Source organism: Actinomadura rugatobispora, from assembly GCF_055379765.1.
Genome location: NZ_AP029191.1, coordinates 2,920,621 through 2,942,380, shown reverse-complemented (window position 1 = coordinate 2,942,380; position 21,760 = coordinate 2,920,621). Strand labels below are relative to the sequence as shown.

The 21,760-nt window shown below is 74.2% G+C and carries 18 protein-coding genes; 10 read left to right on the top strand and 8 right to left on the bottom strand.

The window, feature by feature from the left end; translation table 11 throughout:
• Positions 1 to 16 precede the first annotated feature (16 nt).
• Entirely contained in the window at positions 17 to 565 is a 549-nt protein-coding gene (locus ACZ466_RS12115) for a GTP-binding protein (RefSeq protein ID WP_378279952.1), read from the top strand.
• Here the strand turns inward: ACZ466_RS12115 and ACZ466_RS12110 are convergent.
• Positions 562 to 2,046, bottom strand: coding sequence for an alpha/beta hydrolase (locus tag ACZ466_RS12110; RefSeq protein WP_378279855.1), 1,485 nt, complete (start codon positions 2,044 to 2,046; stop codon positions 562 to 564). The genes ACZ466_RS12115 and ACZ466_RS12110 overlap by 4 nt on opposite strands.
• 148 nt (positions 2,047 to 2,194) lie before the next feature.
• On the opposite strand from ACZ466_RS12110, the gene ACZ466_RS12105 reads away from it, so the two are divergent.
• A complete protein-coding gene (locus ACZ466_RS12105; protein WP_378279853.1) occupies positions 2,195 to 2,695 on the top strand; it encodes a response regulator transcription factor in 501 nt (166 codons plus the stop codon).
• On the opposite strand, the gene ACZ466_RS12100 is transcribed toward ACZ466_RS12105, so the two are convergent.
• Together ACZ466_RS12100 and ACZ466_RS12095 are read right to left on the bottom strand one after the other, a co-directional pair.
• On the bottom strand, positions 2,682 to 3,569 hold the full coding sequence (locus tag ACZ466_RS12100; RefSeq protein WP_378279851.1) for an exonuclease/endonuclease/phosphatase family protein: 888 nt from the start codon (positions 3,567 to 3,569) through the stop codon (positions 2,682 to 2,684). The two genes, ACZ466_RS12105 and ACZ466_RS12100, sit on opposite strands and share 14 nt — an antisense overlap.
• A gap of 50 nt (positions 3,570 to 3,619) precedes the next feature.
• On the bottom strand, positions 3,620 to 4,834 hold the full coding sequence (locus ACZ466_RS12095) for an MFS transporter (RefSeq protein ID WP_378279849.1): 1,215 nt from the start codon (positions 4,832 to 4,834) through the stop codon (positions 3,620 to 3,622).
• A 97-nt stretch (positions 4,835 to 4,931) separates the two neighbouring features.
• Here ACZ466_RS12095 and ACZ466_RS12090 point away from each other — a divergent pair, with 97 nt between their 5' ends.
• Positions 4,932 to 6,017 (top strand): LacI family DNA-binding transcriptional regulator, encoded by a 1,086-nt coding sequence (locus ACZ466_RS12090; RefSeq protein ID WP_378279847.1) that lies wholly within the window; start codon positions 4,932 to 4,934, stop codon positions 6,015 to 6,017.
• Positions 6,018 to 6,055: 38 nt separating this feature from the next.
• Positions 6,056 to 9,307 carry a DUF4132 domain-containing protein gene (locus tag ACZ466_RS12085; protein WP_378279846.1) on the top strand — a complete coding sequence of 1,084 codons (3,252 nt, stop codon included), beginning with the start codon at positions 6,056 to 6,058 and terminating at the stop codon, positions 9,305 to 9,307.
• Here the strand turns inward: ACZ466_RS12085 and ACZ466_RS12080 are convergent.
• The 4 genes from ACZ466_RS12080 to ACZ466_RS12065 form a co-directional block, all read right to left on the bottom strand.
• Entirely contained in the window at positions 9,297 to 11,147 is a 1,851-nt protein-coding gene (locus ACZ466_RS12080; protein WP_378279844.1) for a choline/carnitine O-acyltransferase, read from the bottom strand. The two genes, ACZ466_RS12085 and ACZ466_RS12080, sit on opposite strands and share 11 nt — an antisense overlap.
• A gap of 48 nt (positions 11,148 to 11,195) precedes the next feature.
• The gene (locus tag ACZ466_RS12075) at positions 11,196 to 12,095 is read right to left on the bottom strand and encodes a class I SAM-dependent methyltransferase (protein ID WP_464043460.1); all 900 of its coding nucleotides are present in this window, start codon (positions 12,093 to 12,095) and stop codon (positions 11,196 to 11,198) included.
• Complete coding sequence (locus tag ACZ466_RS12070) at positions 12,064 to 12,933, bottom strand: HalD/BesD family halogenase (RefSeq protein WP_378279840.1); 870 nt, start codon at positions 12,931 to 12,933, stop codon at positions 12,064 to 12,066. Before ACZ466_RS12070 ends, ACZ466_RS12075 begins: the two co-directional genes overlap by 32 nt.
• A 284-nt stretch (positions 12,934 to 13,217) precedes the next feature.
• Positions 13,218 to 13,607, bottom strand: coding sequence for a hypothetical protein (locus tag ACZ466_RS12065; RefSeq protein WP_378279838.1), 390 nt, complete (start codon positions 13,605 to 13,607; stop codon positions 13,218 to 13,220).
• 170 nt (positions 13,608 to 13,777) lie between these two features.
• Here ACZ466_RS12065 and ACZ466_RS12060 point away from each other — a divergent pair, with 170 nt between their 5' ends.
• The 5 genes from ACZ466_RS12060 to ACZ466_RS12040 all read left to right on the top strand — a co-directional run bounded on the left by ACZ466_RS12060 (position 13,778) and on the right by ACZ466_RS12040 (position 19,591).
• Positions 13,778 to 15,988, top strand: coding sequence for a protein kinase domain-containing protein (locus ACZ466_RS12060; RefSeq protein ID WP_378279836.1), 2,211 nt, complete (start codon positions 13,778 to 13,780; stop codon positions 15,986 to 15,988).
• A complete protein-coding gene (locus ACZ466_RS12055) occupies positions 15,975 to 17,351 on the top strand; it encodes a serine/threonine-protein kinase (protein WP_378279835.1) in 1,377 nt (458 codons plus the stop codon). Before ACZ466_RS12060 ends, ACZ466_RS12055 begins: the two co-directional genes overlap by 14 nt.
• Positions 17,352 to 17,437: 86 nt before the next feature.
• Positions 17,438 to 18,250 (top strand): FHA domain-containing protein, encoded by an 813-nt coding sequence (locus ACZ466_RS12050; RefSeq protein ID WP_378279833.1) that lies wholly within the window; start codon positions 17,438 to 17,440, stop codon positions 18,248 to 18,250.
• Positions 18,251 to 18,392: 142 nt separating this feature from the next.
• Positions 18,393 to 18,623, top strand: coding sequence for a hypothetical protein (locus tag ACZ466_RS12045; RefSeq protein ID WP_378279831.1), 231 nt, complete (start codon positions 18,393 to 18,395; stop codon positions 18,621 to 18,623).
• A gap of 26 nt (positions 18,624 to 18,649) precedes the next feature.
• Complete coding sequence (locus tag ACZ466_RS12040; RefSeq protein WP_378279829.1) at positions 18,650 to 19,591, top strand: SDR family NAD(P)-dependent oxidoreductase; 942 nt, start codon at positions 18,650 to 18,652, stop codon at positions 19,589 to 19,591.
• A gap of 14 nt (positions 19,592 to 19,605) precedes the next feature.
• Here ACZ466_RS12040 and ACZ466_RS12035 read toward each other — a convergent pair whose 3' ends face one another.
• Positions 19,606 to 20,499, bottom strand: a complete 894-nt coding sequence (locus ACZ466_RS12035) for a LysR family transcriptional regulator (RefSeq protein WP_378279827.1) — start codon at positions 20,497 to 20,499, stop codon at positions 19,606 to 19,608.
• A 128-nt stretch (positions 20,500 to 20,627) separates the two neighbouring features.
• Here ACZ466_RS12035 and ACZ466_RS12030 point away from each other — a divergent pair, with 128 nt between their 5' ends.
• Positions 20,628 to 21,740 (top strand): alpha/beta hydrolase, encoded by a 1,113-nt coding sequence (locus ACZ466_RS12030; RefSeq protein WP_378279825.1) that lies wholly within the window; start codon positions 20,628 to 20,630, stop codon positions 21,738 to 21,740.
• Positions 21,741 to 21,760 lie beyond the last annotated feature (20 nt).

Below are 21,760 nucleotides of genomic sequence, written 5' to 3'. Positions count from 1 at the left end.
GCCCGCGGCGGGCCGGATGGTCTCCGCGAAGATCGTCGTCTCCGGCGGGTTCGGGGTCGGGAAGACGACCTTCGTCGGCGCGATCTCCGAGATCCGCCCGCTGACCACGGAGGCGGCGATGACCGAGGCGGCGGCCGGGGTGGACGACGCCTCGGCCGTGACCGGGAAGACCACCACGACCGTGGCGTTCGACTTCGGGCGGATCACGCTGGACGGGAGCGTGGTGCTGTACCTGTTCGGCACGCCCGGTCAGGAGCGGTTCGCGTTCCTGTGGGACGACCTGGTCGAGGGCGCGCTCGGGGCGGTGGTGCTGGTCGACACCCGCCGGATCGACCAGGCGTTCCCGTCCGTGGACTTCTTCGAGGAGACGGGCGTCCCGTTCGCCGTCGGCGTCAACCACTTCGACGGTTCCCGCGTGTTCGACGTGGACGAGGTGCGCGAGGCGCTGGGCGTCGCGGAGCACGTGCCCGTGGTGCCCTGCGACGCCCGTGACCGCGAGTCGGTGAAGGGCGTGCTGGTGGCCCTGCTCGACGACGTCATCATGGGCACCGCCGCCGTCCGCTAGCCGGAGGAGGCCGGGCAGGAGGTGTCGCGTGCCGGGACCTTCAGGTCGGTGAGGTAGGCGTTGACGGTGTTCTCCATGCAGGGGCCGCTGGTGGCGCTGCCGTGGCCGTGCCCTTCGTAGGTGAGGAGCACGCCGCCGCGGCCGAGCTGCCGGGCGACGGATCGGGCTCCGGCGTGGCCGGTGGCGGGGTCGTGCCGCGCGTTCGACAGCAGGATCGGCGGGGCGCCGTCCACCTTGAGGCGGTGCTGCGGGTTGGTGGCGGGGGCGCCCAGGCACGCGGTCGTGATGCGGAGGGGGAGCAGGTACGGCATGTCGGGTGCGGCGGTGTTCAGCGTCCGTACGAGCGAGGCGTACTCGCGGTGGTCGCGGACGGGAAGCCGCCAGTCCGAGCAGAAGATCGGGGCCGTGGGCGGGAGGGGGGAGAGGGCGGTGGGCGCGGCGGGCAGCGGCGTGCTCGCCTCCATCGCGGCGATCGTCCTGGCGAGACCGGCGAAGTCGGCGGTGTAGAAGGCGCGGAAGGCGATCACGTTGACCAGGTCGATCGAGGAGATGCGGGTCCCGGGCTTCTTCGGGTGCTCCAGCTCGCCGCGTTCGGCGCGGGCGAGCAGCGTCTTCCAGGTCGCGCGCACGTCGCGGCCGTGCAGGGCGCAGCCTTCGTTGGCGCCGCACCATTTCACGAACTCGTCGAAGGAGTCCTGCGCCGCGATCCCCTGGTCGCGCAGCAGCGCGCGCGCTGTCGGGAGGCTGTGGTCGAGCACGCTCTCCAGGACCATGGCGCGGATCCGGTGCGGGTAGGTCTCGGCGTACTGGGCGCCCAAAACCGTCCCGTACGAGCTGCCGTGGAAGGTCAGCTTCGGTTCGCCGAGGGCGGCCCGCAACGCCTCCAGGTCCCGGACGGTGTGGGCGGTGTCCAGGTGGTCGAAGACCGGGCCGGTGCGCTCGCGGCAGTCGGCGCGCAGTTCGGCGTTGTAGGCGAGGGTGGCCGCGAAGTCGGCCTGGCCGTCCATCTTCGGTGAGGGGCGCCGGGCGAGCAGGTCGCCGGAGCAGGTGATCGGGTTGCTGTCGCCGACGCCGCGCGGGTCGAAGCTGACGATGTCGAAGCGGCGCCGGATCTCGGGGCTGAACCTGCCGATGCCGGTCACGACGCGGTCGACGCCGCTGTCGCCCGGGCCGCCGGGGCCGAACACCAGCGTTCCGACGCGTTCGCCGGGGCCGGTGGCCGTGCGGCGGGCGAGTGCGAGGCCGAGCTTGGGGCCGTCTGGACGCTCCCAGTCGACGGGCACGGAGAGCGTGGCGCACTCGGCGCCGGGGTTCTCCGGGTCGTCGCACGGGGACCACGCCAGGCGCGAGGCGGCGGCGGGCGCGGCGTTCGGCACGGCGTTCGTCACGGCGGGTGCCGCGTGCACGGTGAAGGCGGTGACGGCGGCGGCGCCCGCGGTGAGCCCGGCGGCCGCGCCGAGCCATCGTCCAAGGATCGTCATGCCGCCCGAACCTACTCTACAGAGACTTCTTTGCAAAGCTTTCTCTGCAATTCACGAGTTCTCATGCGACGTTAAGAATCGTCCGATGCCCCGTTGAGGTCCGCGTCGCACCGTTGCGTGAGAAGGCGGAACGAACGGGGAGGACGCCTTGACCACGACCTACGACGCCGAGCGCCGGATCCTGGTGGCCTGCGACGACCACGAGGCGCGCGCCGCGGTGGAACGCGCGCTGCGCTTCGGCGGCTACACGGTGGAGACCGCCCGCGACGGGCTGGAGACGATGGAGGCGATCGACCGCGCCCGTCCCGACGCCGCGGTCCTGGACGCGCGGCTGCCGTACCTGGACGGCCTGGACGCGTGCCGGATGCTGCGCCTGCGCGGTGACGACCTGCCCGTCCTGCTGCTCGGCTCCCGCCACGGCCTGCGCGACCGGATCGACGGCCTGGAGGCCGGGGCCGACGACCACCTCGCCAAACCGGTCCAGCCGGAGGAACTGCTGGCCCGGCTCCGCATCATGCTGCGCCGCGCCCGGCGCTACGACCGCGAGCCGGAACCCGGGGAGGTCCCGCGGTTCGCCGGCCTGCCGCTGAACGCCGGCCCCCGCGAGGGCCGCCGGCGCCGCGAACCCGAGGTGGTCACCGGCTGGTGAGCGTCCAGGTGAACGCGGCCGCGATCGGGTAGTGGTCGGACAGCATCTCGTCGTCGGCGGTCCGGAAGCGGGCGTCGTCGTTGGAGTAGCCGGTGAGGCGCAGGCCGACGGTGCCGCTCCCACGGAAGAGGATCTTGTCGACGACCTCGCACGCGTCGGTGACGGCGGCGTCGTCGCAGACCAGCGCCGGGTCTCCGGCCGGGGGCGGGTCGCCGCCGCGCTCGGCGGCGACCCACGCGTCGGTGAGGCCGCCCGCCGTCACCAGGTCGCGGATGTTATCGCCCGCGCGCGTGTAGCGGGTGTTGGTGTCGCCCGCCACGATGACCGCGTTGCCCGCCGAGTGCGCCGTGATGTACGAGGCGAGCTGGGTGATGTTGGCCCTGCGCGCGGCCAGGTCGGCGTTCGTGGACCCCGCGTTCGCGTGGACGTTGTAGAGGTCGATCACGGCGCCCTCGGCGAGCCGGAGCCGTTTGAGGGTGAAGCCCTTGGGCGTCAGGCAGTCGAAGCCGTTGCAGGAGGTCCACTTCACGCGGGTCAGGCCGGTGAAGGGGTGGTCCGACATCGTGTTGAGGCCGCTGCCGAACAGGACGCCGCCGCTGGTGGGCGTCCGGTGCGGATGCCGGTCGGTGCTGTAGAGGTCGGCGTGGTAGTTGAAGTCCTCCTGGACGTTCACCACGTCGTAGGCGTTCACGCGCTCGCCGATCGGCTTGGTGTTCTGCGCCGGGTTCCCGCCGGAGATCGGCTCGGGCAGGCCCGCCACGTTGTAGGCCAGGACCGTCAGGGTCCCGCCGGTGGCGGCCGCCGCCGGGGCGGGGACCATCGCCGCCGCCACGGCGAGGGCCGCCGCCAGCCGGGTCGTCGTTCTCGCGCGCATGTCGTCCCTCCGGGGGGCAGGGGCCGGGCACGGTTCAACCCGCGTACCGATCAATCTCGCCCGGCGGCGGGCTCCCGGGAAAGGGACGAAGGTGACAAATTTCGTTCGGTGGTCGTGCGGGCGGCCGGGTGCACGGCACGGGCCGACAGCGCCATGAGCCCCGCCAGCGCCGCCACCAGGCCCAGCGCCGGGCCGAGCCCGATCAGCTGGGCGACCGCGCCGATCAGCGGGGGACCGGCGATGAACCCCAGGTAGCCGCAGGTCGAGACGGTCGCGATCGCGGGTCCGGGCGCGTCGGTGACGTGCGCGGCGGCGGTGAACACCACCGGGACCACGCACGCCAGCCCCAGCCCCAGCGCGGCCAGCCCGGCCAGGGCGGCCGGGGCCGTGCCGACCGCCAGCGCGGCGCCCAGCGCGGCGGCGGCGACCCCGCCCAGGACGCCGACGACCCGGACCGGCCCGACGGCCGTGACCAACCGGTCACCGGCGAGCCGCCCGACGGTCATCGCCACCGCGAACGCCGCGTACCCGGCCCCGGCCGTGCCCGCCCCCGTGCCCAGCGTGTCGCGCAGGTAGACCGCGCTCCAGTCGGCCACCGCGCCCTCCGACAGCAGCGCGGCGAACGCGAGCGCGCTGAGCAGGAGCAGCCGCCCGGTCGGGCGGGCCAGCGCGGGGCCCCGCGCCTGCGCGTCGTGGTCGGCGGGCAGCAGCCCCCGGGTGGCCGCCAGCCCCGCCACCAGCGCGATCGCGCCGCCCCCGGCCAGATGGACGGTCACGGGCACCGACAGGTGCGCCGCCACCGATCCCGCCGCCGCGCCCGCCAGCGCGCCGCCGCTGAAGGCCGCGTGCAGCCCGGACATGATCGGGCGGCCGTAGAGGCGCTGGACGGTCATGCCCGCGCTGTTCATCGCCACGTCCAGGCACCCCATCGCCGCGCCCCACGCGGCCAGCGCGGCGAACAGCGCGGGCCCGGACGGCGCGGGCCCCACCAGGGCGGGCAGGGCGCAGAACGCGGCCAGCGAGACCCGCGTCACCGGGCGGCTGCCGAGCCGGACGACCAGCACCCCGGCCGCCATCATCGCGATCACCGCGCCCAGCGCCGGGCCCGCCAGCGCGGCGCCCAGTTCGGCGTCGCCGAGCCCGAGCGCGGCCTTGACCTCCGGAATGCGCGGCAGCCACGAGGCGAAGACCGCGCCGTTGAGCGCGAACACCGCCGCCACGGCCCGCCGGGCCCTGCGCGTTTCGGGCATCACCGTCCCCCGCATCGCTCCCACCTCCCCGTTTCCTCGGGTTGACCGGTAAACAAGACGAGCCTACGGGTAGTCTGGTTTACCGGTCAAACGGAGAACGAACGGGGACACCATGGCCACCTTGCGGGACGTGGCGCGCGCCGCGGGCGTGTCGCACACCACCGTCTCCAACGCCTACCACCGCCCCGGCAAGCTGTCGGCCGCCGTGCGCGAGCGGGTGTTCCAGGCCGCCCGCGAGCTCGGCTACCACGGCCCCGACCCGCTCGCCGCGGGCTTGGCCACCCGCCGCGTCGGCGCCCTGGGCGTCCTGTTCACCGAGGCCCTGGCCTACGCGTTCACCGACCCGGCCGCCGTGCTGTTCCTCCAGGGCGTCGCCGGGACGAGCGAGCTCGCCGACGTCGGCCTCACCCTCATCCCCGCCCCGCCCGAATCGCCCGCCTCCGGGGCCACCGCCACCGACGCCGTGAGCCGCGCCGTCGTGGACGGCTTCCTCGCCTACTCCCTCTCCGACGACCACCCCGGCCTCGTCGCCGCCCGCGCCCGCGGCCTGCCCCTGGTGGTGGTGGACGAGCCCGAGCTCCGGCCCGGCGACAGGGAGCCCTACATCGGCGTCGACGACCGCGACGGCGCCCGGCAGGCCGCCGCGCACCTCACCGGCCTCGGCCACGAGCGGATCGCGGTGCTGGCCGACCGGCTCGCCGCCGACGCCCGCTCCGGCCCCGCCGACCGGGCCCGGCTGGAGGCCATCGGCTTCGCCGTCGCCCGCCTCCGCATCGCCGGATACCGCGACGGGCTGCCCGCCGGGCGCGCCGTCCCGGTCGTCGAGTGCGGCGGCAACACCGCCGACCTGGGCCGCGCCGCCGCCCGCGCGCTCCTCGACCAGCCGTCCGGGCGGCGCCCCACCGCGATCCTGGCGATGACCGACCGGCTCGCCCTGGGCGTCCTGGACGCCGCCCGCGAGCTGGGCCTGGACGTCCCCGCCGACCTGTCGGTGGTCGGCTTCGACGACCTGCCGCTGTCGGTCGGCGCCAGCCCGCCGCTCACCACCGTCCGGCAGCCGCTGGTGGAGAAGGGCCGGCTCGCCGCCCGCACGCTCCTCGACCTGATCGCGGGCACGGCCCCGGCCGCGCAGAGCCTCCTGCTGCCCGCCGGGCTGGTCGTCCGCGACACCACCGCCCCGCCGCCCGCCGCCTCCTGAGGGGGAGATGTCGGAGGCCCTCGGTACGGTGCGGGGGCATGGAGGAAGACGTGATCGTCCTGCCCGGCATGTGGCGTGGCCTGGTGCATCCACGGCGCGGGACGCCGGTCGAGCACCCGGTGCGGATCGACCCGGAGGCCGCCGGGGCCGTGCGGGAGCTGACCCGGGCGGCCGAGCCCGTGATCGAGACGATGCTCCGGCAACCCGTCACCGACCCGGAGATGGCCGGGGCGGTACGGGCGTGGCTGCGGGGCGAGCCCGACCCGGTCGGCGCGGCGGCCGTCGCCTCCATCCTCGTCACGTGCACCGGCGTCGACGACGCGCGCCGCGCCGCGTTCGCGGACGCCTGGGCGAGCGAGCACGGCCTGCCCTTCGCGGCCTGCGCGTTCACCGAACTGGTCGGCGTCCAGGTCGGATTCCCCCGGCGGGAACCGCCCCCGTGGGTCGTCGGCAAGCGCGGCCTCGGCCGCGGTATCGTCGCCGTCCCCGGGCCCGAGCGGCACGGCGGGGTGATGCGCGCCGCCTCACCGAGGGATCTCTCCTGGTGGTGGGCCGATGGGGCGTTCATGCGGAGGCTCCGCGCGCTGCTCGCCACCGCGGGCGACGAGGAGTACCGGGAGGCAGTACGGCGGCTCGCCGCCCATCGCGGGGACGGGCTCCGGCGGCTCGCGGTCACCTACCTCGTGCCCACCGAACGGGAGTGGGCGGACGAATGCCTCACCGAGGACCGTCCTCACGTGTCGCGGGCCACGCACCTCCAGTACTTCTGCTCCCTCTCCACCGCCGAGCAGGCCGCCGACGTGTGGGCGCAGCCGCTGGTGTCCTGGGACGAGGGGCGGCCGGAGATCCTCGCCACCCTGCTGCACGGCGGCGGAACGGCCACCATTCCGGTGCTGGCCGCAGCCCTCGGCTACAACTTCCGCAGCTACCCCTCGGCCTGCCGCGAGGTCCTTGAGGCGCTCGCCCTGGTGCCGAGCGACGAGGCGTTGCGGGTGCTGGTGAGTCGGATCCGCGAGAAGGACGCCCTGCCGTGGGTGGCGGCCGCGGCCGAGCGGTTCCCCGCCCAGGCGATCCGGGTACTGGCCGAGGCCACCGGCACGAACACCACCGAGCGGCTCACCATCGAGGGGCTGCTGCGCTCCCGCGTCAACGCCGATCCCGACCTCGCCAAGGCCGTGCTGCCCACGCTGACACCCGAAGGCCGTAAGACCGTCGAGCCGCTGCTGCCCGTCGCCGCCGACGTCCTCGATTCCCCCGATCTGCCCCCGCTGCTGGCCGACCCGCCGTGGACGCGCCGCACCCGCAACCGGGCCAAGCCCGTCGTCCTGGACGGCCTCACGCCGCCCGCCGAAAGCTCCATGCGGTGGGAACCGGGCGAGCACGAGGTCTACGACGAGTTCATGCGGCACCTCCCCGATTGGGCGCGGAAGCCGGACGCCCACTGGGCCGCCGTCGAGACCTGGGCGTCCGAGCGGATGCCCCTCGCCAACCTGTGGCTGCCGGCCGTGATGGCGCGGTTCGGGGCCGACGCCCTGCCGCTGGGGCTGCGCGTCGCCACCGGCGCGCCCGTCCAGCACGGCGCGACGCTGATCCCCTGCCTCGACGCCGACGTGGCCCGCACGATGGCCGACTGGCTCGCCCGGCTCAAGAGCGCCGGGGAGTTCGCCCGCCGCTGGCTACGGCGGCACGGCGTCGCGGCGGTGCCGTACCTCGTCCCGGTCGCGTTCGGAAAGACCGGCCCTGAACGGCGCGGCGCCGAGAGCGCGCTGCGGCTGCTGGCCGAGGAGCACGGCGAGGACGCGGTCAGCGAGGCGGCGGGCGAGGCGGGTTCAGCCGTCCGGGACCTGCTCGCCCTCGACACGCTGGAGATCCTGCCCGGCCGCATCCCCAAGACCGACTGGGCCGACCCCGCCCTGCTGCCTCGGGTGCTGCTGCGCGGGCGGGAGAGCGCCCTGCCCGCCGCCGCGACGCGGCACGTGCTGACCATGCTCGCCATGTCCAAGGCGGACGAGCCCTACGCGGGCGTCGACGTCGTCCGCGAGTTGTGCGACCCGGTGTCGCTGGCCGAGTTCTCCTGGGCGGTGTTCCTCTGCTGGCAGGGGTGCGGCGCGCCCAGCAAAGGCAACTGGGCGCTGACCCAGCTCGGGCTGCTCGGCGACGACACCACCGTGCGGCGGCTCGCGCCCCTCATCCGCGCGTGGCCTGGGGAGAAGGGCACCCCCAGGGCCGTCACCGGGCTGGACGTCCTCGCCCGGATCGGCTCCGACGTCGCGCTCACCCACCTGCACGCCCTCGTCCGCAAGGGCAAGTACGCGGGAATCAAGGACCGGGCCCGCGCGAAGATCGACGAGATCGCCGCCGCCCGGGGGCTGACCTCCGACGAACTCGCCGACCGGGCCGTCCCCGACTTCGGCCTCGACGCCGAGGGCGGCATGACCTTCGACTACGGCCCGCGCCGGTTCGCGGTCGGCTTCGACGAGCAGCTCCGGCCGCACGTCGTCGAGCAGAACGGCAAGACGCGCAAGAGCCTGCCCAAGCCCGGCCCCGCCGACGATCCCGTCCTGGCCCCGGCCGCGCACACCCTCTTCGCCGGGCTCCGCAAGGACGTCAAGGCGGTCGCGGAGGACGAGATCCGGCGGCTGGAGACCGCGATGGTCCAGGGGCGCCGCTGGAGCCCGGACGACTTCCGGCGGTTCTTCGTCACGCACCCGCTGCTGTGGCACATCGTCCGGCGGCTGGTGTGGCTCGCCGAGGACGGCGAGGGCGGGGCGACGGCGTTCCGGATCGCCGAGGACCGCACGTTCGCGGACGTGGACGACGACGCCGTCGAGCCGCCCGAGGGCGCGCGCATCGGCCTCGCCCACCCGGTCCAGCTCGCCGGATCGGTGACCGCGTGGTCGGAACTGTTCGCCGACTACGAGATCCTCCAGCCGTTCCCGCAGCTCGGACGGCCCGTCCACCGCCTCACCGACCAGGAGCGCGCCGCCACCCGCCTGACCCGGCTCGAAGGACGCGTCGCGCCCTACGGCAAGGTGCGGGGCATGGCGCAGTCGAGGTTCCAGGACTGGGGCGGCCGGCTCGTCCGCGCCGACCAGAACGGCCGGTACGTCATCGTGCACATCAGCCCCGGCCTCGGGACCTACTACGCGGGCCAGGGCGACGACCAGACCGTCACCGCGGTCTGGGCGAGCCCCGACCCGCGCGTCACGTCCGAGGACCTCCCGCTCGGCGAGATCCACCCGGTCACGATGAGCGAGGTGATCGCCGACATCCTCCGGATCAGCGACTGACCCCGGCCTCCGTCTCGGTCTCGGAGGCGAGCAGGTCCTGGAGTTCCGCGACGGCCTCCCGCAGCTTCCCGGCGAAGAGGTGCATGGCGCCGGCCACCTTCGCGGGGGTGCTCAGGTAGACGTTGAACCGGTCGGGCAGCAGCACGTACGCCACGCCGATGCAGTCCTCGCTCGTCGACCCGAACCCGAAGTAGCGGATGTTGACCGACGGCGCCGAGCTCGTGCTCAGGTAGTCGTGCCGCATGACCTGCCAGCCCGGCGTCTCGAACAGCGGGAGCGGCCCGGCCACCCCGAGCTCCTCGCCGCGCCGCTGCTGGATCAGCTGCAGCTCCCACAGGTGCTGCTCGGGCGCGTCCCCGGCCTGGCAGTCCTTCGCCCGCCGCACATGCGCCTCCGCGGCGGCCCGGAACGCCGCCCGGCGGGCCTCCTCGCCGGCCGCCGGATCGTCCAGGACCTCGACGAAGCGCAGCGCCTCGGGCGTCACCACGCGCATCGCCTCGGTCCGGCCGTGCTTGAAGTGGCGGGTCGCGATCGACTCGTAGGTGGCGCCCGTGAAGCCCTTCGAGCGCTTGTGGGCGAGCTGGTAGGCCAGCTGCACGAACGCGTCCGGCGAGATCCGCAGCCGCTTGGCCCGGTCGCCGCCGAAGTCGTCGAACGACACCGTTTCCGTCGCGGTGGCCGCGCCGTACGCGGCGAACGCCTCGCCGGCGTCCCGCACGACCTTCCGCAGCTTCTCGTCCAGCGCGAACACGATCGGCCGCACGGCCGGGACGCCCTGCGCCTCGGCGCCCGAACGGGCCGACTGTGCCTCGGCGGGCTCGCCCAGCAGCGCGTCCACGAAGCTGAGGATCGTGGTGCCGTCCAGACCGCAGTGCTCCACGTTGATGCCGGCCGTGCCATCGGCGAAGACGATCAGGGAGACCGCCTTGTCGAACCAGCGGTTGCCACTGCCGCCGTACAGGAGCTCGTCGCAGGCGTCCAGGTCGTCGCGCGGGGCGAGGTCCTCCAGGCAGACGCAGAACAGCGCGGTCTCCACCTCGTCGAGCGAGGCCGCGTTGCCGGGGTCGTGGTCCAGGAGCGCCTCGCGGGCCTCCGCCCACTCCGCCCTGGCCATGGTGGTGAGGTGCCCGACGGGCGCCTCCGGCCGCCGCTCGGCCTCCAGGACCGTGCGGAGGGCGGCGGCGAGCTCGTCCAGGGTGTGCGGGCGGCCGCCCGGCCCCAGCACGTCCACCCGGAACATGTTCCCGCGGAAGAACACCACGATGTGGCGGGCGCGGGACGGGCCGGGCCACTCCTCCGAGTAAGGGACGCGCACGGTGTCCTGCACCACGCCGGGGATCCGGGTGGTGGAGAACAGGAACGTGTTCTGCACCATCGACAGGGGGCGGCCGCGCTGGGTCGCGGGCGGGATGCGCTCCTCGTCCAGCCGCAGCTTGTAGTCGAGCGCGGCGGCGATCAGCCCGGCGGCCCGCTCCACCTGCGGCGACGCGGATCCGCTCAGGGCGGGGTCGTCCTTGAAGAGGAAGAAGAAGTTGGCGTTGAGCGCGATGCGGTCGCGGCGGCCCAGGTAGCGGTACGGCCAGAACGTGTCGAGCCAGCTGTGCACGCCCTCGCTCGCGTCGTACCGCTCCAGCTCCGCCTGCAGCGCGCGGCCGGGGCCGCCGGGGCGCTGGAATTCCTCCAGCGCCGCCCGGGTCTCGGCGAGCTGCGCCTCGTCCAGGAGCGGCGCGCACCAGTCGAGCAGCCGCTCGCAGCTCGCCTCCAGGGAGGGCAGGGGAACGCGGGGCAGGCCATCCTCGTTGCCGAAGGTGCGGGGGGACGGCTCATGATTACTGTTCAATGCGTCGATCCTCGGTCCGGATGGTCTTATCGGCTGCCAGGTCCATGATTACGCGTCACTCGCGGCGCGGGGCCGGGAAATGTGGAGTCGGGCGTAAAGGCCGCCTTCGGATTCCACGCCGCCGGCGTCCACGCCCACACCGGCCAGGGTGTCCAGCACCTGCGACTCCTCGTCCGCGGTCGCGAATCGGCGTTGCCTGAACACCCCGTCGGCGCGGACGGTCTCGTAACCGGCCGCCGCCAGGGTCTCCTCGACCGCGTCGAACGGGAACATCCGCAGCACGAAGTGCGCCATCCACGGCCGGCGCCCGCCTTCCCGGGCGGCGGCGACGATCCGGCCGATCGTCTTTTCGGTGACATAACCGATGCAACCGGTGGAGATCACCAGGTCCGCGGCGGCGAGCCGTTCGCGCTGCGGGCCGGTGGGGTCGTTCTCCTCGAGATCGGCGTGCACGGCGTCGTCGAGGAACCCGGCCCGGACCGCGTACGACAGGGCGGGCTCCGAGGTGTCCAGGCCCACGAAACGAGTGGTCCTCGAACCGGTGCGGGAACGGACCAATTCCCGGTCGCGACGCACCATTTCCTCGGTTCCGGGTTCGGCGGAGCCGGGGCCGCTGTAACGCTCGTAAAGCTCGTCCATCGTCGCGTCGCAGCGCAGCAGTGCGGCGTTGATTCCGTACGAGCAGCCGAGGTCGAGCACCGTCGGATGCCGCACCCCCGTCGCGTCCTTGTATTCCTGGAGGAGCTTGGTGAAATACGGCTTGGCGAGCTGCGGAATGGCGTAGTCGAGTTCGCGGAGCGTGCTGAAGTAGGCGCGTGGATCGGGCTGCGTGTAGATGTGGTCGAGCGAGATCTTGCCGGTGCTGTCGGCGCGCACGGTGGCGTTCCTCTCGGGGAGCAGCTCGGGCGTTGCTGGGCTAGTCGAGGAGGGCGTCGACCCGTACGGCACGGCTCTCGGCGGCCAGATGCTCGGGCAGCACGCGGCCGAAGAGCTGCTTCGTCCGCGCCACGCTGCCGATGACGCCGGGCCGCTCGCTGTAGGCGAAGATCGCCGTGTGGCGCGGTGTCGCGCCCCGGACCGGGCTGACCCGGTGCAGCGAGTAGCGGCCCTTGAAGAGCTGGAGGTCGCCGGGACGGAGGTCGAGCCGCCGGACCAGCCGGCCGCCCCCGCCGTCCAGGACGGCGCGCACGTCTTCGAAATTCTCCGCCTCGGCCGTACGGATGTTCGGGCAGTATTCGAAGGTGCCGCCGTCCTCGGCCCGCTGGGTGAGCATGCTCACGGTGAACTCATTGGTGTCGAAATGCCACGGATGTTCCATACCCGGATCGACGACGTTCAGACACAGCCCTGAGAGCGGGTCGGCGAGCTCGTGCACGCGCTCCAATCCGAAGCAGTCGGCGACGAAACGCTGGAACGGCCGGCTGGAATAGATGCGCTGGACGATGTGCCCGGCGGGGATGAGGTCGCGCGCGACGAAGGCGTTGCCGCGCGCGAACGAAATACGTCCGGGATGGCCGGCGGGCAGCGGCGCGTCCACGGCGATGTTGTAGGCGTTGACGGTCTCGACCTCGAAATGCGCCCGCGGCGCGATGGCCGCGCATTCCTCCCGCAGCGCCCCGCGCGATGCGGGAGGCACGAAATCGGGTAGCACGCTGCAGCCCGATTCCCGCAGTTCGCGGCGGGTGCGGGCCACCACGGCCCGCCATCCTGCGCTTCCCGGGTCGGACAGCGGATAGCGCGCGGTGTTGATCACCTGTTCGACGTCCCGAGCCTCGGGCGTGCCCATGACGATCCTCTCCACCCGCGGGCGCCCGAACAGGAGCCGCCCGCCGTCAAGACCCTCGATCGCGAACAGGCGACGCTGCCTGCGTCAGGAGATCCCGCCCGCAACCGGACGGGAACCCCAGACGGGTTTTAGCACAATCAATGCCGGAAATAATGGCCGAATTTTCCGTGCGGGATTGTCACCGGAAGGCGGGCCGGGCGGGGTGACCTGTGCGTACGGACGCCTCCGCACACGGCCAGTCCGGGCCCCGCCCGGAGGGGATGTGGTCCATATCACCCCCGGGCTCACCCCTCGGTCCAGCGGGGCGTGCCGTCCTCCACGCGCACCGCCGCCCGCGGGACGGGCGCCTTCTCGTACGGCGTCTCCGTCGACCGCGCCTGGCGCGGCGGCACGTGGGAACCCCCGAGCCCCTCGTGGACGCGGCACGCGCAGGACGAGTCGAGCGGCGCCGGGCAGGAGGCCGCCGCCTCCAGCATCGCACCCATGTCGGCGGGGTCGATGCGCCACCACCAGTACATGTCCCAGGACGGGTGGTCGGCCGGATCCCAGCAGTCGTGCGAGTGGTGGACGACCACGCCCCCGGCGCAGGCGCCGCAGCGGCTCACCCGCGTGTAGTCGTGGCCGATGCTGTGCCCCGGGCCGCCGTGCGGGACCCCGCGCTCGGACAGGTTCATCAGCGGTGTGAGGGACGGGCTGTCACAGCATCGGGAGACCATGGTCGATTCTGGCAAGCGGCACCGACAGACCCACCCAAAGCACTACCCCGCGCCCGTCCGCACCTTCTAGTCTCCTGCCGGGGACCACGCAACGTGAACGGTGTGCTTCACCGGGTGGGGAGGAGGCGGTGGACCCGCTCCAGCCGGGCGATCCCGAACGGATCGGCTCCCACCGGCTGCTCGCGCGCCTGGGCGCCGGCGGCATGGGCGTCGTCTACCTGGGCCGGTCGCGCGGCGGCCGGCTGGTCGCCGTCAAGGTCATCCGCAGCCGCTTCACCGGCGACCCCGACTACCGCGCCCGGTTCCGGCGCGAGATCGGCGCCGCCCGCAGGGTGACCGGGACGTTCACCGCGCCGGTGCTGGACGCCGACCCCGACGCGCACGACCCGTGGCTGGTCACCGCGTACCTGCCGGGCCTCACGCTGCGGGACGCCGTCGGCTCCCACGGCCCGATGCCCGCGGACTCGGTGCGCGCGCTGGCGGGCGGGCTCGCCGAGGCGCTCGCGGCCGTCCACGGCGCGGGCGTCGTCCACCGCGACCTGAAGCCGGCGAACGTGATCCTGACCGCCGGAGGGCCCCGGGTCATCGACTTCGGGATCGCGCGGCCGGAGGACGGCACCGCCGTCACCCGGGCCGGGACGCCCATCGGCACCCCCGGATTCATGTCGCCCGAGCAGGTGTCCGGCGAAGAGGTCGGACCGGCCGGCGACGTCTTCATTCTGGGCGCGGTCCTGGCGTACGCGGCGTCCGGGACCGAGCCGTTCGGCAGCGGCTCCGCGCGCTCCCGCCAGTACCGCATCAAGACCGGCCAGGCCGACCTGGACGGCCTCACCGACCCGTGGCTGCGCGCACTGGTCACCGACTGCCTCCACCAGGACCCCGGAAGGCGCCCGACCGCAGCCGCCCTCCTGGAACGGCTCGGCAACGAGGGCGGGCCGCCGCTGCAGGGGACGAGGTGGCTGCCCGCCCCGCTCGCCGAGGAGATCGACCGCCGCACCAACGAGTCCCGCCGCCTCGACGCCACCCCGGTCCCGCCCGCCACCAACGCCGCGTCCGTCCAGGCGGCAGAGCGACCCGGCGCCTTCGCGGTGACGGCGGAGCCGCCCGACGGCATCGGAGGGGCCGCCGAGCCGCCCAGCGCCGATGCGGCGACCGCGGATCCCGCGGACGTACCAGGCTCACCGGCGAGGGCGATGAGCCGTCGCGGGCTCATCGCCGGGGCGGGTGCTCTGGCCGCGGGCGGGCTCGGAGCGGTGCTCTGGAGCCGCAGCCGGGACGACGGTCCGGCGCGGGCGGCCGGGAGCGGCGCGTCGCCGTCGTCCTCGCCGGAAGGGCCGCCGCCGCGCGCCGTCCAGCGCTGGAAGGTGAAGGTGAGCGACTACTACCCGAACCTGATGAGCGCCGGAGGGCTGGTCCTGGCGAAGGGCGACGAGGAGCGCGTGCAGGCCCTCGACCCCCGCACCGGGCGCGTCGTGTGGAAACGCGGTGCGCTCGGGCTGTCCGAGGCCGTGGGGGACGTCGCCTACCTCGTCGACCCGGACACCTGGGACCTCACCGCCGTACGGGCGGCCTCCGGCAGGATCCTCTGGAAACACGACCTGCCGTTCGGGACCATGCCGACCCCCGGGCCCGCGCTCACCGGGCCGGTGGCCTGTTTCGGGCACGGCGACGACAAGCGGGTCCGCGCGCTCGGCGCCCGCGACGGCCGGGTGCGGTGGACGGCCCGCGCCGGCGCCGAGGAGGGCATCGCCGCGGGCGACGGCATCGTCGTCGCCGTCGACACCAAGGTCGTCGGGCTCGACGCCCGCGACGGCCGTACCGCATGGACCCGCGCGATCGACACGGGCCGCTACCCGCACCACGCCGACGGGCTGTTCCTCGTCGCCGACAAGCACGCCACCCTGCACGCCCTGCGCGCCGCCGACGGCCGGGTCGCCTGGCGCAGGCCGGGCGCGGGGTACGGCTTCCGGCTCCAGTCCGGCGGCGGGATGGTCTACACCGACGCGGGCGGCGGGACGGTCCTGGCGCTCCGGACCGCCACCGGCGAGGTCGTCTGGTCGCGCCGCCTCGGCCGGGGCGAGGGCGGCGACTACGGGCGGGGCAACGCGCTCGGCCTGTCCGGCGGCACCCTCCACGTCGGCTGCACCGACCGGAACGTGTACGCGCTCGACCCGGCGACCGGCCGCGTCCGGTGGACCTACGCCGCGGACATGACGCTCAGGTCCGGGCCGGTGGGCATCGGCGGGCTGGCGTTCGTCGCCACCCGGGACGGCCACGTCCACGCCGTCGCCCCGCCCGGCGGCACCACGACCAACGGAGGCGCCCGTGCGGCCCCTTGAACCAGACGACCCGCGTTCCATCGGGACGGCGGAGCGGCGCTACCGCGTCCTGGCCCGGATCGGCTCCGGCGGCATGGGCACGGTCTACTTCGGCCGCTCGGCCGGGGGCCGCGCCGTCGCGGTCAAGCTGGTGCACCCCGAGCTGGCCGGGGACCCCGAGTTCCGCGACCGGTTCCGGCGCGAGGCCGCCGCGGCGCGGGCGGTCGGCGGCGGGTTCACCGCGCCGCTGATCGACGCCGACCCGGACGCGGACGTCCCCTGGCTGGTGACCGAGTTCCTGCCCGCGGTCCCGCTGGGCGAGGCGGTCCGGGACGGCGGCCCGCTGCCGCCCGCGGCGGTGTGGCCGCTGGCAGCCGGGATCGCCGAGGCGCTGGCGGCGATCCACCGGGCCGGGATCGTCCACCGCGATCTGAAGCCCGCCAACGTGCTGCTCACCGCCGACGGCCCGCGCGTGATCGACTTCGGGATCGCCCGCGCGGTGGACGCCGCCACGGTCACCCGGCCGGGGGCCCGGGCCGGTTCGCCCGGTTTCATGTCGCCCGAGCAGGTGGCGGGCGCGGAGGTGGGCCCGGCCGGGGACGTCTTCTCGTTCGGGGCGACGCTGGCGTTCGCGTGCACGGGCGAGGAGCCGTTCGGCGACGGGCCCTGGCACGCCGTGATGCGCCGCATCGAGTCGGAGGAGCCGCGGCTGGACGGCATCGCCGACGCGGGGCTGCGGGAACTGGCCGCGTCCTGCCTGGCCCGCGACCCCGGGCGCCGTCCCAGCGCGGAGGAACTCGCCGAACGGCTGTCGGCGCCGCCGCCCGGTGACGCGTCCTGGCTGCCGCCCCGGGTGGCGGCCGAGATCGGCAGGCGCGCGGGCGAGGCGGAGAACCCGCCCGGCGGCCCGCCCACCGCCGGTGCTCAGCCCGCGACCGGCGCGGCGTGGCGGCGCGGGCGCAGGCTGCCGGCCGTCGGCGCCGTCGCGCTGGCCCTGGTCGCGGGCGGCGTGATCGTGGCCTGGCCGGGGGACGGCGCGCGGCCCGCCGCGTCCGGCACCGTCACGCCGACGGCGTCACCGGTCGTGCGGCAGACGCAGCCGAGCCCCCGCACGCTGGAGTTCTACATCACCGGCGACGTCAGGCTCACCTCCGTGACCTACACCGTGAACGGCCGGGCGACCACACTGAGGAAGGTGAAGCTGCCCTGGCGGCAGGTCGTGCAGGTCCCGCCGCTGCCGCAGCGCAGCAAGTGGCGGCTCCAGTACCGGTTCCCGCCCGGAGAGGTCAGGTGGCGCGTGCTCGTCAACGGGTTCGAGACCTCCAGCGGCGTGGCCGCGGCGGCGGGGCAGTCGGGCCGCGGAGACTACGACGGCACCGGATGAGAAACGTTCCGGGACCCCTCCCGGGCCCGGTGGGTAGCGTGGAGCGGGGGCACGGCCCCCCGGGTGTGCACAAGGAGAGGTGAGCCATGGTCCTGGCGATGCCCAAGCGGTCGAACAAGGTCGACATCCTGCCGAAAGAGGCCGGCAGCCTGGCCCATGGGCTCCCCCCGGCCCAGCCGGGGACGCTGTTCGTCATGGGGCTGAACGGCGGCATGAGCGTCGCGCCGGGCGCGCGCTTCGACCTGCTGTTCGGACGCTGCGAGCCCGACGTCCACGTCTGCGTCGGCGGCAACGACCCGCACGTCAGCAGGCGGCACGGCTACATCACCGCCGAGGGCTCCCGCTGGATCCTGCACAACACCGGCAGGCTGGCGATCCGCTTCCCCGGCTCCCGGCTCGTCCTGGGCGGGCACCGCGCCGAACTGCCCGTCGCGTACACGCCGCTGTTCATCGTCGCCCCCCGGCAGGAGCACCTCCTGGAGGTGCGGATCGCCACGAAGGCGGCGACGCGGAACCGGGCCGAACGGCACGAGGCCGACACCTGCGACGCCGACCAGTGGGAGCTCAGCGACGCCGAGCATCTGGTGCTGGTGTGCCTGAGCCAGCGCTACCTGCGGCAGGAACCGCACCCGCAGCCGCTCACCTGGGCCCAGGTCGCCGACGAGTTGAGCCGCCTCCAGCCCGGGGGGCGGTGGACGAGCAAGCGCGCCGCGCACATCGTCACCGACGTGCGCAAGCGCCTCAGCCCCAAGGTGTACGGCCTGGTCGAGGAGGAGGTCCCGCCGCCGCTCGGCAACACCCTCAACCACAACCTCATCACCGAGCTCCTGGTCACGGCCACCATCGCCCAGTCCGACCTCGCCCTCCTCGACGGCGCCCCGCGCACGAGCGAATCGTGAAGTAAATCAGCCGCTCCATAAAACGCACCGAAAAGAGCACGTCCGCGACCTCATAACCAACGGTTATAGCGGTATGTCTTGGACGCCGTCCGAGAGCGTGCGGCAATGTTCGGGGCACATCCACCTTCTTTCTGGAGGAATTGTGCTCGACATTTCCCGTGCGGCCCTGCCGCGTGCGGCAGGCGCGTCGACCCTGGGTACCGCCGCGCTGGGCCCGGCCACTGCCGCTCCCGGCCGTCGCGAACACCCGCACGTACGGCTGATCCGCGGATATCACACCGCCTATGCGGCGGGCGACCTCGACGCCCTGCGCGACCGTTTCTCCGCCTCCGGCATCGAATGGACGACCATCGACCGGCCGGCCCGCCGGTGATCGCCCCCGCCGAAGGAGGAAACGCCGTGAACGAGCACACCGCCGAGCCCGCGTCGTCCGGGCAGGAGTCGTCCAGGTCGCGGCGGAGCCTGCTGGCCGCCGGGGCGATCGGCGCCGCCGGGCTGGCCGCCGTGCCGCTGACCGCCCGGACCGCCGCCGCCAACACCCAGAACCCGCCCGCCCCGGCCACCGGCCGCGCGAACCCCGATGGCCGCTTCGCCGGAAAGGTAGTCCTGATCACCGGCGCCACCTCCGGCATCGGCCAGGCCACCGCGTACGAGATAGCGCGGGAGGGCGCCCGGGTCGTGTTCTGCGGCCGCCGCGCCGAACTCGGCCGCCGCCACGAGCGCGAGATCCGCGGTTTCGGCGGCGACGCCCTGTACGTGCGGGCCGACGTCACCCGCGAGTCCGACGTGCGCGCCCTGGTCGAGGCGTGCGTCCGCCGGCACGGCCGCATCGACATCGCCTTCAACAACGCCGGGATCGAGAGCCCCCGCTCGGCGCCCCTGCACGAGCAGACGCTGGGCGACTTCGAGCAGGTCTGGCGCACCAACACCGCCGGGACGTTCCTGTCGATGAAGTACGAGATCCCGCACATGCTGCGCCGCGAGCGGGGTGTCATCATCAACACCGCGTCCATCTCGGCCGAGGTGGGCTTCGCGACGATCGCCCCGTACAACGCCAGCAAGCACGGCGTGGCCTCGCTCACCAAGGTCGCGGCGCTGGAGTACGCCGCCCGCAACATCCGCGTCAACGCCCTGGCGCCCGGCGCGGTCGACACCCCGATGCTGCGCCGCGCCGCCGAGGCGTTCGGCATGACCTACGAGCAGATCGCCCAGGACTACCCGATCAGGAGGATCGTCCAGCCGCAGGAGATGGCCCGCGTGGTGATGTTCCTCGCCTCGGACGACGCCACCGCCGTCCTGGGCACCGACATCGACGCCTCCGGCGGCTACCTCACCGGCTGATCGCGCGGGGCGGCTCAGGCCGGGACGAGCGCGCGGGCGGTGGCCAGGAGATTGGTCAGTGCGGGGGAGGGCGCGGCCGGGTGCCAGGCGAGGGAGAGTGCGGAGGTGACCGTGCGCGGGGTGACCGGGACGAACGCCACGTCCTCGCGACGCAGCCTGGCGACCGAGTCGGGCACCAGGGAGACGCCCAGCCCGGCCGCGACCATGCCCACGATCGTCTGCATCTGGACGGCCTCCTGGCCCAGGGCGGGGACGAAGCCGGCGCGCCTGCACAGCGCGGTGATCTGGTCGTGCAGGCCGGGCCCGGCGGGACGGGGGAACAGCACGAACGACTCGGCCGCCAGCTCGGAGATCGCGACGCGGCGGCGGCCGGCCAGGGCGTGGCCCGCGGGCAGGGCGGCGACCAGCGGTTCCGTGCCGAGGGCGAGGAGCTGCAGGTCGCGGGCGGCCTCCCCGGCCAGCGGCGGGCGCAGCAGCCCGGCGTCCAGCTCGCCGCTGAGGAGCCGGGCGGCCTGCTCGGCGGTCGTCATCTCGCGCAGCGTGAGGTCCACGCCGGGATGGCGGCCGCGGAACGCCCGCACCAGCCGGGGGAGCGCGGCGAACGCGGCCGACCCGACCAGGCCGATCACCAGGTGGCCGGTGTCGCCGCGTCCGGCGGCCTGGGCCGACAGGCGGGCGCGGTCGGCGGCGGCCAGCACCCCGCGCGCCTCGGCGACGAACGCCTCCCCGGCGGGTGTGAGGGTGACGCGGCGGGAGCTGCGGTGGAACAGCCGCACCCCCAGCTCTTCTTCGAGGGCCTTGATCTGCTGGCTCAGCGGGGGCTGGGCCATGTTCAGGGACCGGGCGGCGCGGCCGAAGTGCAGCGCGTCGGCCACCGCCACGGCGCAGCGCAGGTGCCGCAGTTCCACGGGCGGGCTCCCTTCCGGCGATATGAGATCAGTATCGTCGAGCATCGATCCATCTATTCGATTGGATCGTCGGGTGGGCCGTTCGGCAGGCTGCGAGGAGATCCGCCGACGACGAACGGGGCCGAGAGATGGCTGACGTACCGCCCACCCGCCGCCAGGTGGCCCGCTTCGGGGCCGCACTGGGCGCCCTCCCGCTCCTTTCCGGCCTGGCCGCACCGGCGGCCCGCGCCGAAGCCCGCTCGGGCGGCGGTGTGCGCCGGAGCCGGTGGCAGGCGCCGAGCGACCGCGGCGTCCGCGTCGCCGTCCGGGAGGTCTGGCACACCCGGGCCTTCGACCGCGACCTGCCGCAGGTCGTCCTGCTGCACGGCGCGCGGGTCCCCGGCGCCGCCAGCTTCGACCTGCCCGTGGACGGCGGGTCGCTGGCGCACGACCTGGCCGCGGCCGGGCACCGGGTCCACATCATGGACGCCCGCGGCTACGGGGACTCCACGCGCCCGCCCGCGATGGACCGTCCAGCCCGGGAGAATCCGCCGCTGGCCGTGGGGACGGAGGTCGTCCGCGACATCGCCGCGGTCGTGGACCAGGTGCGGCACCGCAGCGGGCGCCGGGTCTCGCTGGTCGGCTGGGCGACCGGCGGGCACTGGCTCGGCTGGTACGCCGCGCGGCACCCGGCGGCGGTCGGCCACCTCGTGATCTACAACAGCCTGTACGGGGAGGTCGACGGCCATCCCACGCTGGGCCGCGGGACCGACTACGAGGACCCCGAGCGGCCCGGAGAGTTCAACGCCGCCCTCTTCGGCGCGTACCGGTTCAGCACGGGGGCGTCGCTGCTGCCGAGCTGGGACAACAGCATTCCGGTGGACGACAAGAGCCGGTGGCGCGATCCGGAGGTCGTCGAGTCCTACGTGCGGGAGGCCCTGGCGAGCGACCCGACGTCCGGGGACCGCGAGCCGCCGAGCTTCCGCGCTCCCACGGGCGCCCTCTCCGACAGCTTCTACCTGGCCACCGGCCGCAAACTCTGGAACGCCCGCGGAATCAGGGCGAGGACGCTGGTGCTGCGCAGCGAGTTCGACTTCTGGAGCCGTGCCGAGGACGTGCCGACGCTGCGCGCCGACCTGGTGAACGCGGCGAGGGTGCGGACCGTGGAACTGGCCGGTGCCACCCACTACGCCCATCTGGACCGCGTGGACAAGGGCCGCGGCCAGTTCCTGGAGGAGGTGCTGGCCTGGCTCAGGCGCTGATCACGAGGAGGGCGGGGGCG

What these genes read in the sequence shown, in the direction of transcription:
- ACZ466_RS12065 (WP_378279838.1), bottom strand. Translation starts at nt 13,607, where the DNA reads ATGAACCTGTCCGAGCGCGGGGTCCCGCACGGCGGCCCGGGGCACAGC.
- ACZ466_RS12030 (WP_378279825.1), top strand. Translation starts at nt 20,628, where the DNA reads ATGGCTGACGTACCGCCCACCCGCCGCCAGGTGGCCCGCTTCGGGGCC.
- ACZ466_RS12100 (WP_378279851.1), bottom strand. Translation starts at nt 3,569, where the DNA reads ATGCGCGCGAGAACGACGACCCGGCTGGCGGCGGCCCTCGCCGTGGCG.
- ACZ466_RS12115 (WP_378279952.1), top strand. Translation starts at nt 17, where the DNA reads ATGGTCTCCGCGAAGATCGTCGTCTCCGGCGGGTTCGGGGTCGGGAAG.
- ACZ466_RS12095 (WP_378279849.1), bottom strand. Translation starts at nt 4,834, where the DNA reads ATGCGGGGGACGGTGATGCCCGAAACGCGCAGGGCCCGGCGGGCCGTG.
- ACZ466_RS12085 (WP_378279846.1), top strand. Translation starts at nt 6,056, where the DNA reads ATGGAGGAAGACGTGATCGTCCTGCCCGGCATGTGGCGTGGCCTGGTG.
- ACZ466_RS12070 (WP_378279840.1), bottom strand. Translation starts at nt 12,933, where the DNA reads ATGGGCACGCCCGAGGCTCGGGACGTCGAACAGGTGATCAACACCGCG.
- ACZ466_RS12110 (WP_378279855.1), bottom strand. Translation starts at nt 2,046, where the DNA reads ATGACGATCCTTGGACGATGGCTCGGCGCGGCCGCCGGGCTCACCGCG.
- ACZ466_RS12050 (WP_378279833.1), top strand. Translation starts at nt 17,438, where the DNA reads ATGGTCCTGGCGATGCCCAAGCGGTCGAACAAGGTCGACATCCTGCCG.
- ACZ466_RS12090 (WP_378279847.1), top strand. Translation starts at nt 4,932, where the DNA reads ATGGCCACCTTGCGGGACGTGGCGCGCGCCGCGGGCGTGTCGCACACC.